Origin of the sequence: Enterobacter sp. 2VL, assembly GCF_005503595.1 — a bacterium.
In the GTDB taxonomy this organism is placed as follows: Bacteria; Pseudomonadota; Gammaproteobacteria; order Enterobacterales; family Enterobacteriaceae; genus Enterobacter; species Enterobacter cancerogenus.
Genome location: NZ_SCNE01000003.1, coordinates 347085 through 360077, shown reverse-complemented (window position 1 = coordinate 360077; position 12993 = coordinate 347085). Strand labels below are relative to the sequence as shown.

The window sequence follows — 12993 nt, the reverse complement described above, 5'->3', positions numbered from 1 at the left end:
GATGCTCTGACAGGGACGCTTTTTTATTTCTGGAGTAAACCACCATGTCTGAAGGCTGGAACATTGCCATTTTGGGTGCCACTGGCGCCGTGGGCGAAGCCCTGCTCGAAACCCTTGCTGAGCGTCAGTTCCCGGTGGGCGATATTTACGCGCTGGCGCGTACTGAGAGCGCGGGCGAACATCTGCGTTATAACGGTAAATCCGTGAGGGTCCAGGACGCCGCTGAGTTCGACTGGACGCAGGCGCAGCTGGCATTTTTCGCCGCAGGTGCCGAAGCCACCGCATCCTACATTGAAGACGCCACTAACGCGGGCTGCCTGGTGATTGATCTGAGCGGTCTGTTCTCACTGGAGCCAGACGTCCCACTGGTGGTGCCGGACGTGAACCCGTTTGTCCTGGCTGACTACCGTAACCGCAACGTTATTGCGGTACCGAACAGCCTCACCAGCCAACTGCTGACCGCCCTTAAGCCGTTAATTGACGACGGTGGTCTGTCGCGTATCAACGTGACCAGCCTGCTGTCAGCCTCTGCTAACGGCAAGAAAGCGGTCGATGCGCTGGCCGGGCAGAGCGCGAAACTGCTTAACGGTGTTCCGATTGACGAAGACGACTATTTTGGCCGCCAACTGGCGTTCAACATGCTGCCACTGTTGCCGGATCGTGAAGGTAGCGTGCGTGATGAGCGTCGTATCGTCGATGAAGTGCGCAAAATCCTGCAGGATGACGGCCTGATGATCTCCGCCAGCTGTGTTCAGTCGCCGGTATTCTATGGCCATGCGCAGATGGTGGGCTTTGAGGCGCTGCGTCCGCTGGCGGCCGAAGAGGCGCGCGATGCGTTTGGCCGCGGTGAAGACATCGTCCTCTCGGAAGAGAGCGAATTCCCGACGCAGGTGGGTGATGCAACCGGAAGCGCGCATCTTTCAGTCGGCTGCGTGCGCAATGATTACGGCATGCCGGAGCAGGTTCAGTTCTGGTCGGTGGCGGATAACGTCCGTTTTGGCGGTGCGCTGATGGCGGTCAAAATCGCTGAGAAACTGGTGCAGGAGTATCTGTACTGATGTCAGAAGTGGAACACAAGCCGGTCCATAGAATTGCCCTCGGCATTGAGTACGATGGCAGTAAATACTATGGCTGGCAGCGTCAGAACGAAGTGCGCAGCGTGCAGGAAAAGCTGGAAAAAGCGCTTTCTCAGGTGGCGAACGAACCGATTAACGTTCTTTGCGCAGGGCGGACGGACGCCGGTGTCCACGGCACGGGGCAGGTGGTTCATTTTGAAACCACCGCCGTGCGTAAAGATGCCGCCTGGACCCTGGGCGTGAATGCGAATCTGCCTGGAGACATCGCGGTGCGTTGGGTCAAAAATGTGCCCGATGATTTTCATGCGCGTTTCAGCGCCACGGCGCGTCGTTACCGCTATGTCATCTACAATCAGCGTCTGCGTCCGGCTGTGCTCTGCCAGGGCGTGACGCATTTCTATGAACCGCTCGATGCAGAACGCATGCAGCGCGCGGCGCAGTGTCTGATTGGCGAAAATGACTTTACGTCGTTCCGTGCGGTGCAGTGCCAGTCCCGCACGCCGTGGCGTAACGTGATGCACATAAACGTCAGTCGTTATGGCGCGTATGTGGTGGTGGATATCAAAGCGAATGCCTTTGTACATCATATGGTGCGGAATATTGTGGGCAGCCTGATGGAAGTGGGTGCCGGACACCAGCCGGAGAGCTGGATTGCTGAGCTGCTGGCAGCGAAGGACAGAACGCTTGCGGCAGCAACGGCGAAAGCGGAAGGGCTGTATCTGGTTTCGGTGGATTATCCGGACCGGTTCGATCTTCCAAAACCGCCAATGGGTCCGCTGTTTTTAGCGGACTAATCAACGGTGCTATTAAGGCTTAGACAATATGGACGTAATACGTTTTCTGATTGATTTCATTCTGCATATTGATGTTCACCTGGCTGAACTGGTCGCCCAGTACGGCATTTGGGTGTATGCCATTCTGTTTTTAATCCTCTTTTGCGAAACCGGGCTGGTGGTTACCCCGTTTTTGCCGGGAGATTCGCTGCTGTTCGTGGCCGGTGCGCTCTCTGCGCTGCCCACCAACGATCTGAATGTGCATCTGATGGTGATACTGATGATTATTGCCGCCATTGTCGGCGATGCGGTCAACTACACCATTGGGCGGGTGTTCGGTGAACGATTGTTCAGCAATCCGGATTCGAAAATATTCCGCCGCAGCTATCTGGATAAAACCCATGCGTTCTATGAACGTCATGGCGGTAAAACCATTATCCTTGCGCGTTTTGTGCCTATTGTGCGTACATTTGCACCCTTTGTGGCGGGAATGGGACATATGTCCTATCGTCACTTTGCAATGTACAACGTGGCGGGGGCGCTGCTGTGGGTCCTGTTGTTTACCTACGCGGGCTATCTGTTTGGCGATCTGCCGGTGGTTCAGGAAAACCTTAAGTTACTGATTGTAGCGATTATTGTGCTTTCCGTCCTGCCTGGTGTTATCGAAATTATTCGCCATAAGCGCGCGGCGGCAAAACAAGCGAAGTAACAGCACTCTGGCGGTTCGACCACTTTTTTATCCAAAGTTTCGGGCTGTTATGTTTTAATGTGCAACATTCATGGTCTGTTGGAGGCAAAAATGGCATTATTCGCCTCTTACAGCAAAACTGGCATACGACCAGGTTCAGGCAGAAAGGTTATCAATGAGCTGGATTGAACGAATTAAAAGCAACATTACCCCAACGCGCAAAGCGAGCATTCCTGAAGGGGTATGGACGAAGTGTGATAGCTGCGGCCAGGTTCTGTATCGCGCAGAGCTGGAACGCAATCTCGAGGTGTGTCCGAAGTGTGACCACCACATGCGTATGTCGGCGCGTAACCGCCTGCATAGCCTGCTGGACGAAGGTTCCTTAGTTGAACTGGGCAGCGAACTTGAGCCAAAAGATGTGCTGAAGTTCCGCGATTCCAAAAAATACAAAGATCGTCTGGCCTCTGCACAAAAAGAGACCGGCGAGAAAGACGCGCTGATCGTCATGAAAGGCACCCTGCACGAGATGCCGGTTGTCGCCGCCGCGTTTGAGTTCGCCTTTATGGGTGGCTCAATGGGCTCCGTGGTCGGTGCGCGTTTCGTACGTGCCGTTGAGCAGGCGCTGGAAGACAACTGTCCGCTGATCTGCTTCTCCGCCTCCGGTGGCGCGCGTATGCAGGAAGCGCTGATGTCCCTGATGCAGATGGCGAAAACCTCTGCGGCGCTGGCGAAAATGCAGGAGCGCGGTCTGCCGTATATCTCCGTGCTGACCGACCCAACCATGGGTGGCGTCTCAGCCAGCTTCGCGATGCTGGGTGATTTGAACATCGCCGAGCCGAAAGCGCTGATCGGGTTTGCCGGTCCTCGCGTTATCGAACAGACCGTACGTGAAAAGCTGCCGCCGGGCTTCCAGCGCAGTGAGTTCCTCATCGAAAAAGGCGCTATCGACATGATCGTCCGCCGCCCGGAAATGCGCCTGAAACTGGCCAGCATCCTGGCGAAGCTGATGAATCTGCCAACGCCTAACCCGGATGAACCGCGTGAAGGTGTGGTTGTACCGGATCAGGTACCCGAGGCCTGATAACTGAAAAGGGCAGGGCCGGTTGGCGCTGCCCTTTTGCTTTCTAAACTGTTAATGACAACCGGGCATCATGGAAAATAAACGCATTCCCCAAGCCACGTCGCCCCTGGTCGCGTGGCTTTCTTATCTGGAAAATCTGCACGGTAAAACCATCGATATGGGGCTTGAGCGCGTAAGCCAGGTTGCCGCGCGTCTCAATGTGCTGAAACCCGCACCTTTCGTGTTTACCGTTGCCGGAACGAACGGTAAAGGTACCACCTGCCGTACGCTGGAATCCGTGCTGATGGCCGCCGGTTATAAGGTCGGTGTTTACAGCTCCCCGCATCTTGTGCGCTATACCGAGCGCGTGCGGGTGCAAAACACCGAGCTGCCGGAATCGGCCCATACGGCGTCGTTTGCTGAAATCGAAGCCGCGCGCGGTGAGACCTCATTAACCTATTTCGAATACGGTACCCTTTCGGCGCTGTGGCTGTTTAAACAGGCGCAGCTGGACGTGGTGATTCTGGAAGTGGGCCTTGGCGGGCGGCTTGATGCCACCAACATGGTGGATGCCGACGTTTCCGTGGTGACCAGCATCGCGCTGGACCATGTTGACTGGCTGGGGCCGGATCGCGAAAGCATTGGGCGCGAGAAAGCGGGCATTTTCCGCGCCGGTAAGCCTGCCGTTGTCGGTGAACCGGATATGCCGCACACCATTGCCGATGTGGCGAAAGAGAAGGGGGCCACGTTGCTTCGCCGCGACGTGGACTGGCAGTACAGTGTTGAGGATAACGGCTGGTGCTACCGCGATTCACAGGGCGCGCTGGATAACCTGCCGCTGCCGCAGGTGCCACAGCCTAACGCGGCTACCGCGCTGGCGGCACTGCGCGCAAGCGGGCTGGCAGTGAGCGAGCAGGCGATCCGCGACGGCATCAAAAATGCCATCCTGCCCGGGCGTTTCCAGATCGTCAGCGAATCGCCACGTCTGATTCTGGACGTGGCGCATAATCCGCACGCGGCGGCCTATCTCGCAGGACGTCTCAAATCGTTACCAAAAACCGGGCAGGTCCGGGCGGTTATCGGTATGCTTCATGATAAAGATATTGGCGGCACGCTGGCCTGCATGGAGAGTGTGGTCGATAGCTGGTATTGTGCTCCTCTGGAAGGGCCGCGAGGCGCCACCGCTGAACAGCTGATGGCGCATCTTGGCGAAGGCAAAGCCTACGCAAGCGTAGTGGAGGCCTGGTATGCCGCGATGGCGGATGCGAAACCAGAAGATACCGTGCTGGTGTGTGGCTCGTTCCACACGGTGGCACATGTCATGGAAGTGATGGACGCGGGGAGAACCGGTGGCGAGTAAGTTTCAGAACCGTCTGACAGGAACCATTGTGTTGGTCGCGCTCGGGGTGATTATCCTCCCGGGGCTGCTTGACGGGCAGAAAAAGCATTATCAGGATGAGTTTGCGGCGATCCCGCTGGTGCCAAAACCAGGCGATCGCGATGAGCCGGATATGCTGCCTGCGGCGACGCAGGCGCTGCCTGCTCAGCCGCCGGAAGGCGCTGCCGAAGAGGTGCGTGCGGGCGATGCGGCAGCCCCGTCGCTGGATCCGTCTCGCCTGGCGGCAAACAGCAATACCGATATCGATCCTGTGCCGGTTGAACAGCCGAAACCGGTAGTAAAACCGAAACCGGTAGAGAAACCGCAGCCTAAACCGCAGCGTGACCAGACCAACGATCGGCTTGCCGCTGCGTCAGAAACACCGCCGTCGGCAAAACCTGCCCAGCAAGAGCCAGCCCCTGTGGGTAAAGCGTACGTTGTGCAGCTCGGCGCGCTGAAAAATGCCGATAAGGTTAATGAGGTAGTGAGTAAGCTGCGCGGCGCGGGATATCGTGTTTACACTTCACCTTCCACGCCGGTACAGGGTAAAATTACCCGTATCCTCGTCGGACCGGATGCGTCGAAAGATAAGCTCAAAGGGTCGCTCGGCGAGCTGAAGCAGATTTCCGGTCTGAGTGGTGTGGTGATGAACTACAGCGCGAACTGATAAGATCTTTCCCCTCACCCTGACCCTCTCTCCAGAGGGGCGAGGGGAGGGTTTGCTCCCTCTTCCTTGAGGGAGAGAGCCGGGGGGAGGGGCAACAGACGTCCACAGCGACGTCAAAAGGACCGTGGCGTTGAGCTTTTTTTCAGCGCCTTTTTTATTTACGCGGGGAAAGGAAATCCCTACGCAAACGTTTTCTTTTTCTGTTAGAATTCGCCCCGAACTGGATGACAGGGCGTTAAATCGTGGGACATATATGGTCTGGATTGATTACGCCATCATTGCGGTGATTGGTTTTTCCTGTCTGGTTAGCCTGATCCGTGGCTTTGTTCGTGAAGCGTTATCGCTGGTGACATGGGGTTGTGCTTTCTTTGTTGCCAGTCATTACTACACTTACCTGTCTGTCTGGTTCACGGGCTTTGAAGATGAACTGGTCCGAAACGGAATCGCCATCGCGGTGCTGTTTATCGCGACGCTGATTGTCGGCGCTATCGTCAATTACGTGATAGGTCAGCTGGTCGAGAAAACCGGTCTGTCAGGAACGGACAGGGTACTCGGGATCTGTTTTGGGGCGTTACGAGGCGTGCTGATTGTGGCCGCGATACTGTTCTTCCTGGATACCTTTACCGGGTTCTCAAAAAGCGAAGACTGGCAAAAATCGCAGCTCATTCCGGAGTTCAGCTTCATCATCAGATGGTTCTTTGACTATCTGCAAAGCTCGTCGAGTTTCTTGCCCAGAGCCTGACTGGCTCTGAGATGTGGCTTAACGAGGAAAAGACGAATGTGCGGTATTGTCGGTATCGCCGGTTTCATGCCGGTTAACCAGTCTATTTATGACGCATTATCGGTGCTTCAGCACCGTGGTCAGGATGCTGCGGGTATCATCACCATTGATGCACACAACTGCTTCCGTTTACGTAAGGCAAACGGCCTGGTAAACGATGTGTTTGAAGCCCGCCATATGCAGCGCCTGCAAGGTAATATGGGGATTGGTCACGTTCGTTATCCTACTGCTGGCAGCTCCAGCGCCTCTGAGGCTCAGCCTTTTTACGTCAACTCACCCTACGGCATCACGCTTGCCCACAATGGCAACCTGACCAATGCCCACGAGCTGCGTAAAAAGCTGTTCGAAGAAAAACGTCGCCACATTAACACCACTTCTGATTCTGAAATCCTGCTCAATATCTTTGCCAGCGAGCTGGATAACTTCCGTCACTATCCGCTGGAAGCCGATAACATTTTTGCCGCCGTGGCCGCGACCAACCGCCTGATCCGCGGCGCGTACGCCTGCGTGGCGATGATTATCGGTCACGGTATGGTGGCCTTCCGCGATCCAAACGGCATTCGCCCACTGGTGCTCGGCAAACGCGATCTCGGCGATGGTCGTACCGAATACATGGTCGCCTCCGAAAGCGTGGCGCTTGATACCCTGGGCTTTGAGTTCCTGCGCGACGTCGCGCCGGGCGAAGCGGTGTACATCACCGAGAAGGGGCAGCTGTTTACCCGCCAGTGTGCCGACAACCCGGTCAGCAACCCGTGCCTGTTCGAATACGTCTACTTCGCGCGTCCGGACTCGTTCATCGACAAGATTTCCGTGTACAGCGCCCGCGTGAACATGGGAACCAAACTGGGTGAAAAGATTGCCCGCGAGTGGGACGATCTGGATATCGACGTGGTTATCCCCATCCCGGAAACCTCCTGCGATATCGCGCTGGAAATCGCCCGTATTCTGGACAAGCCGTACCGTCAGGGTTTTGTGAAAAACCGCTACGTTGGCCGCACCTTCATCATGCCGGGCCAGCATCTGCGCCGTAAATCCGTGCGCCGTAAGCTGAACGCCAACCGCGCCGAGTTCCGTGACAAGAACGTCCTGCTGGTGGATGACTCTATCGTGCGGGGCACGACGTCTGAGCAGATTATCGAGATGGCGCGTGAAGCCGGGGCGAAGAAAGTGTATCTGGCCTCTGCGGCACCGGAAATTCGCTTCCCGAACGTGTACGGCATTGATATGCCAACCGCCAACGAGCTGATCGCCCATGGCCGCGAAGTGGATGAAATCCGTCAGATCATCGGAGCCGACGGCCTGATTTTCCAGGATCTCAACGATCTGATCGACGCGGTACGTGCCGAGAATCCGGATATTCAGCAGTTCGAATGCTCGGTGTTTAACGGTATCTACGTAACCAAAGACGTTGATCAGCAATATCTCGACTACCTTGATTCGCTGCGTAACGACGACGCGAAAGCCGTCCAGCTGCAAAACGATCTCGAAAGCTTAGAGATGCACAACGAAGGCTAACGCCTGAGCAGGTGAGGGCGGGTGCCCTCACTTGCAACTCCCTGTAAAATCCTGCACAGTCAGCCCTGAATTCAGCAAGGGCAAAAATCATGAAACGACTCATTATCGGGCTTAGCGGTGCCAGCGGTGCCATTTACGGCGTGCGCCTGTTGCAGGTGCTGCGTGACGTACCTGAAGTAGAAACGCATCTGGTGATGAGCCAGGCGGCGCGTCAGACCCTGTCGCTTGAAACCGACCTCTCCCTGCGTGACGTACAGTCGCTGGCTGATGTCGTGCATGATGCCCGCGATATTGCCGCCAGCATCTCCTCTGGCTCGTTTAAAACGGCGGGCATGGTGATCCTGCCGTGTTCCATCAAAACCCTCTCGGGCATTGTGAACAGTTATACCGACACGCTCGTCACCCGCGCAGCCGACGTTGTGCTGAAAGAGCGCCGTCCGCTGGTGCTGTGCGTGCGTGAAACGCCTTTGCACCTGGGCCACCTGCGGTTAATGACCGCGGCTGCGGAACTGGGTGCGGTGATCATGCCTCCGGTCCCGGCGTTCTATCATCGGCCTAAAAACCTTGACGATGTGATTAACCAGACGGTCAACCGCGTGCTGGATCAGTTTGACATTGACCTGCCTGAAGATCTCTTTACCCGCTGGCAGGGCGCGTGAGTCGCTGCACCGCCTGAGTGCATGAGAAGACAAGTTGCCCTGTTTCAGGGCAAAACTGCAACCGCGATCATATCCTCGACATTTAATTCGTTTTTTCCCTTTTTCTCTCTGCGGTTCGTTCGGCAGACCTGCTATCTTTCACCATTAAGGCAATATCGCAACGTTTTATTAACATATTTAACGTCGAAAAATTGACCCGACGTCAAAATGGCATAAGACCTGCAAGAGAAGCCCTGCACGACAACACACAACACAACCATAATAAAATCACGGTACTTGAGGGTAAATGTATGAAGAAGACGGTTCTGGCTCTGTCTTTGCTGGTGGGATTAAGCGCTGCTGCGAGCAGCTACGCAGCGCTTCCACAGACGGTACGTATCGGTACGGACGCCACCTACGCGCCATTCTCTTCGAAGGATGCGAAAGGTGAATTTGTCGGTTTTGATATCGACCTGGGAAATGAGATGTGCAAACGCATGCAGGTGAAATGCACATGGGTGGGCAGCGACTTCGACGCATTGATCCCGTCGCTGAAAGCCAAGAAAATCGACGCCATTATCTCTTCACTCTCCATTACCGAGAAACGTCAGCAGGAGATTGCTTTCTCCGAGAAGCTCTATGCGGCGGATTCTCGTCTGATTGCAGCCAAAGGCTCGCCGATCCAGCCGACGATCGACTCGCTGAAAGGCAAGCACGTGGGTGTGCTTCAGGGCTCGACGCAGGAAGGGTATGCCAATGCCAACTGGCGCGAGAAGGGCGTGGACGTGGTGCCTTATCAGAACCAGGATCTGATTTACTCGGATCTGACTGCCGGGCGTCTGGACGCTGCGTTCCAGGATGAAGTCGCTGCAAGCGAAGGCTTCCTGAAACAGCCTGCGGGCAAAGAGTACGCCTTTGCTGGCCCCTCGGTTAAAGATAAAAAATACTTTGGTGACGGGACCGGTATCGGCCTGCGTAAAGACGACACCGAGCTGAAAGCCGCCTTTGATAAAGCGTTTACCGAACTGCGCAAAGACGGCACCTACGACAAGCTGGCGAAGAAGTATTTCGACTTCAACGTATACGGTGATTAAGACGGACGGTGATGCCCCGAAACGGTGCGCTTCGGGGCGCGAATGAGCCAATATGGTGCAGTTCGTGCACCATATTGGTTCGGCTCGTGCATAGTTAAGCACTAATAATGCAAAAAATACCGCCCGAAAGGCATTAATCTTTGCCTGACAGAGGGGATTAATGGCACATTAACGGCACCCCGTCGTCGTAAAAATCCCGTATGAAGACAGTCTGTTGAGGATAGATATGAAAAAACTGGTGTTGTCCCTTTCTCTGGTGCTGGCCTTTTCCAGCGCTACCGCGGCATTCGCAGCGATCCCGCAAAAAATTCGTATCGGTACCGATCCAACCTATGCCCCCTTCGAATCGAAGAATGCGAAGGGTGAACTGGTCGGTTTTGACATCGATCTGGCGAATGAGCTGTGCAAACGCATCAAAGCGCAATGTACCTACGTTGAGAACCCGCTGGATGCGCTGATCCCATCGCTGAAAGCGAAAAAAATCGACGTTATCATGTCTTCTCTCTCCATCACCGAAAAACGCCAGCAGGAGATTGCCTTTACGGACAAGCTGTATGCGGCAGATTCCCGACTGGTGGTGGCGAAATCCTCTGATATCCAGCCAACCCTTGACTCCCTGAAAGGCAAGCGCGTCGGCGTTCTGCAGGGCACGACGCAGGAAACCTACGGCAATGAGCACTGGGCACCGAAAGGGATTGAAATTGTCTCCTATCAGGGCCAGGAAAACATCTACGCTGACCTGACGGCAGGCCGTATCGACGCGGCGTTCCAGGATGAAGTCGCGGCGAGCGAAGGCTTCCTGAAGCAGCCGGTGGGTAAAGACTATAAGTTCGGCGGTCCGTCTATTAAGGACGAAAAACTCTTTGGCGTCGGCACCGGTATGGGCCTGCGCAAAGAAGACAACGAACTGCGTGAAGCGCTGAACAAAGCGTTCGCGGAAATGCGTGCTGACGGCACGTACGACAAACTGGCCAAAAAATACTTCGATTTTAATGTTTACGGCGGCTAATCGCTCCGTCAAATAACGTGCGGCCCCTCCCCGTGTGGGAGGGGAAAAGACACGGTTTCACCACTCACGACACGACAGGGCAGGCGGTATGCTGTACGGATTTTCTGGCGTTATTTTACAGGGCGCGCTTGTCACCCTGGAGCTGGCTCTTAGCTCCGTGGTACTCGCCGTGCTGATAGGACTGGCGGGGGCGGGAGCAAAGCTGTCGGCAAATAAACCGCTCGCGCTGATTTTTGAAGGCTATACCACGCTGATTCGCGGCGTGCCTGATCTGGTCCTGATGCTGCTGATTTTTTACGGTCTGCAGATTGCGCTGAACGGCGTCACGGATGCCATCGGCATGGACCAGATTGATATTGACCCGATGGTGGCCGGTATCATTACTCTCGGTTTTATCTACGGGGCGTACTTCACCGAAACCTTCCGTGGCGCGTACATGGCAGTGCCGAAGGGCCATATCGAAGCGGCGACCGCATTCGGTTTCACCTCCTCACAGACGTTTCGCCGGATCATGTTCCCGGCCATGATGCGCTATGCGCTTCCGGGCATCGGTAACAACTGGCAGGTTATCCTCAAAGCCACGGCGCTGGTTTCCCTGCTCGGCCTGGAAGATGTCGTGAAAGCGACCCAGCTGGCGGGCAAGAGCACCTGGGAACCCTTCTATTTTGCCGTCGTCTGCGGTGTGATCTATCTGGTCTTTACGACCGCCTCCAACGGCGTGCTGCTTCTGCTTGAACGTCGCTACTCCGTGGGTGTGAAGAGGGCTGACCTGTGATTGAGATTATTCAGGAATACTGGAAAGCGCTGCTGTGGACGGATGGCTACCGTTTTACCGGCGTGGCGATTACGCTGTGGCTGCTGATCTCCTCGGTGGTGATGGGCGGCATTCTGGCCATTTTTCTCGCCATTGGCCGCGTGTCGAACAATAAATACATCCGCTTCCCGATCTGGCTGTTCACCTACGTGTTCCGCGGTACGCCGCTGTATGTGCAACTGCTGGTGTTCTATTCAGGCATGTATACGCTGGAGATAGTGAAAGGCACCGAGATGCTGAACGCCTTCTTTCGCAGCGGTTTGAACTGTACGGTGCTGGCGTTAACGCTGAATACCTGCGCTTACACCACCGAGATCTTCGCTGGCGCCATCCGCTCCGTACCCTACGGTGAAATTGAGGCGGCGCGCGCGTACGGCTTTTCGTCGGTTAAGCTTTACCGCTGCATCATTCTGCCGTCGGCGCTGCGCATTGCGCTGCCTGCCTACAGCAACGAAGTGATTTTGATGCTGCACTCAACCGCGCTGGCCTTCACCGCAACGGTCCCGGACCTGCTGAAGATTGCCCGTGATATTAACTCCGCGACCTATCAGCCCTTTACCGCCTTCGGGATTGCAGCGGTGCTCTATTTAATTATTTCATACGTCCTGATTAGCCTGTTCCGCAAGGCGGAAAAACGCTGGCTGCAGCATATAAAACCTTCTTCGACGCACTGAGAATGATGATGGCTGAGAACAAATTAAACGTAATTGATTTGCACAAACGCTACGGCGAACACGAAGTGCTGAAAGGGGTATCGCTGCAGGCTGATGCAGGCGACGTGATCAGTATTATCGGCTCATCCGGTTCCGGTAAAAGTACTTTCCTGCGCTGCATTAACTTCCTCGAAAAACCGAGTGAAGGCCAGATTGTGGTGAGCGGACAGAACATTAATCTGGTCCGTGACAAAGACGGCCAGCTGAAGGTGGCGGATAAAAACCAGCTGCGGCTGCTGCGCACGCGCCTGACCATGGTATTTCAGCATTTCAATCTCTGGAGCCACATGACGGTGCTGGAGAATGTGATGGAGGCGCCGATCCAGGTGCTGGGGTTGAGCAAGCAGGAAGCGCGCGAGCGGGCGGTGAAATATCTGGCGAAAGTGGGTATTGATGAACGCCAGCAGATCAAATACCCGGTGCATCTCTCCGGCGGCCAGCAGCAGCGTGTCTCTATCGCCCGCGCGCTGGCAATGGAGCCCGAGGTGCTGCTGTTCGACGAACCCACCTCGGCGCTTGACCCTGAACTCGTTGGCGAAGTGCTGCGCATCATGCAGAAACTGGCCGAAGAGGGTAAAACGATGGTGGTGGTGACGCACGAGATGGGCTTTGCCCGTAACGTCTCGAACCACGTCATTTTCCTGCATCAGGGGAAAATTGAGGAGCAGGGACACCCGGACGAGGTGTTAGCGAACCCACAAAGCCCGCGCTTGCAGCAATTTTTGAAAGGATCGTTGAAGTAGTTTTTGCCTTTCTCCCTCTCCCCGTGGGTGAGGGCATCAGGCCG

The 12993-nt window shown here is 55.5% G+C and carries 14 protein-coding genes; all 14 read left to right on the top strand.

What is annotated here, in order from left to right; genetic code table 11:
• The first annotated feature begins 44 nt into the window (after positions 1–44).
• The 14 genes from FFS28_RS09875 (at position 45) to hisP (ending at position 12949) form a co-directional block, all read left to right on the top strand.
• Entirely contained in the window at positions 45–1058 is a 1014-nt protein-coding gene (locus tag FFS28_RS09875) for an aspartate-semialdehyde dehydrogenase (protein ID WP_137849444.1), read from the top strand.
• A complete protein-coding gene (truA, locus tag FFS28_RS09870) occupies positions 1058–1870 on the top strand; it encodes a tRNA pseudouridine(38-40) synthase TruA (RefSeq protein ID WP_137849443.1) in 813 nt (270 codons plus the stop codon). Before FFS28_RS09875 ends, truA begins: the two co-directional genes overlap by 1 nt.
• Before the next feature lie 28 nt (positions 1871–1898).
• On the top strand, positions 1899–2558 hold the full coding sequence (locus FFS28_RS09865; protein WP_006176551.1) for a DedA family protein: 660 nt from the start codon (positions 1899–1901) through the stop codon (positions 2556–2558).
• A 154-nt stretch (positions 2559–2712) separates the two neighbouring features.
• On the top strand, positions 2713–3618 hold the full coding sequence (gene accD / locus FFS28_RS09860; protein ID WP_006176550.1) for an acetyl-CoA carboxylase, carboxyltransferase subunit beta: 906 nt from the start codon (positions 2713–2715) through the stop codon (positions 3616–3618).
• A 70-nt stretch (positions 3619–3688) separates the two neighbouring features.
• Positions 3689–4957: a bifunctional tetrahydrofolate synthase/dihydrofolate synthase gene (gene folC, locus FFS28_RS09855; protein ID WP_137849442.1), complete on the top strand. Its 1269-nt coding sequence runs from the start codon at positions 3689–3691 to the stop codon at positions 4955–4957.
• Positions 4947–5642, top strand: coding sequence for a cell division protein DedD (dedD, locus tag FFS28_RS09850; RefSeq protein ID WP_137849441.1), 696 nt, complete (start codon positions 4947–4949; stop codon positions 5640–5642). Before folC ends, dedD begins: the two co-directional genes overlap by 11 nt.
• A 253-nt stretch (positions 5643–5895) precedes the next feature.
• Positions 5896–6384 carry a colicin V production protein gene (cvpA, locus tag FFS28_RS09845; protein WP_000262116.1) on the top strand — a complete coding sequence of 163 codons (489 nt, stop codon included), beginning with the start codon at positions 5896–5898 and terminating at the stop codon, positions 6382–6384.
• Positions 6385–6420: 36 nt separating this feature from the next.
• Positions 6421–7938: an amidophosphoribosyltransferase gene (purF, locus tag FFS28_RS09840; RefSeq protein ID WP_137849440.1), complete on the top strand. Its 1518-nt coding sequence runs from the start codon at positions 6421–6423 to the stop codon at positions 7936–7938.
• A gap of 89 nt (positions 7939–8027) precedes the next feature.
• Entirely contained in the window at positions 8028–8597 is a 570-nt protein-coding gene (locus FFS28_RS09835) for a UbiX family flavin prenyltransferase (RefSeq protein WP_058609885.1), read from the top strand.
• A 290-nt stretch (positions 8598–8887) separates the two neighbouring features.
• Positions 8888–9670 (top strand): lysine/arginine/ornithine ABC transporter substrate-binding protein ArgT, encoded by a 783-nt coding sequence (gene argT / locus FFS28_RS09830; RefSeq protein ID WP_006176545.1) that lies wholly within the window; start codon positions 8888–8890, stop codon positions 9668–9670.
• A 226-nt stretch (positions 9671–9896) separates the two neighbouring features.
• A complete protein-coding gene (hisJ, locus tag FFS28_RS09825) occupies positions 9897–10679 on the top strand; it encodes a histidine ABC transporter substrate-binding protein HisJ (protein ID WP_006176544.1) in 783 nt (260 codons plus the stop codon).
• Positions 10680–10767: 88 nt separating this feature from the next.
• Positions 10768–11454: a histidine ABC transporter permease HisQ gene (locus tag FFS28_RS09820; RefSeq protein WP_006176543.1), complete on the top strand. Its 687-nt coding sequence runs from the start codon at positions 10768–10770 to the stop codon at positions 11452–11454.
• Positions 11451–12167: an ABC transporter permease gene (locus FFS28_RS09815; protein ID WP_006176542.1), complete on the top strand. Its 717-nt coding sequence runs from the start codon at positions 11451–11453 to the stop codon at positions 12165–12167. Before FFS28_RS09820 ends, FFS28_RS09815 begins: the two co-directional genes overlap by 4 nt.
• 8 nt (positions 12168–12175) lie before the next feature.
• Positions 12176–12949: a histidine ABC transporter ATP-binding protein HisP gene (gene hisP, locus FFS28_RS09810; protein WP_042320620.1), complete on the top strand. Its 774-nt coding sequence runs from the start codon at positions 12176–12178 to the stop codon at positions 12947–12949.
• Positions 12950–12993 lie beyond the last annotated feature (44 nt).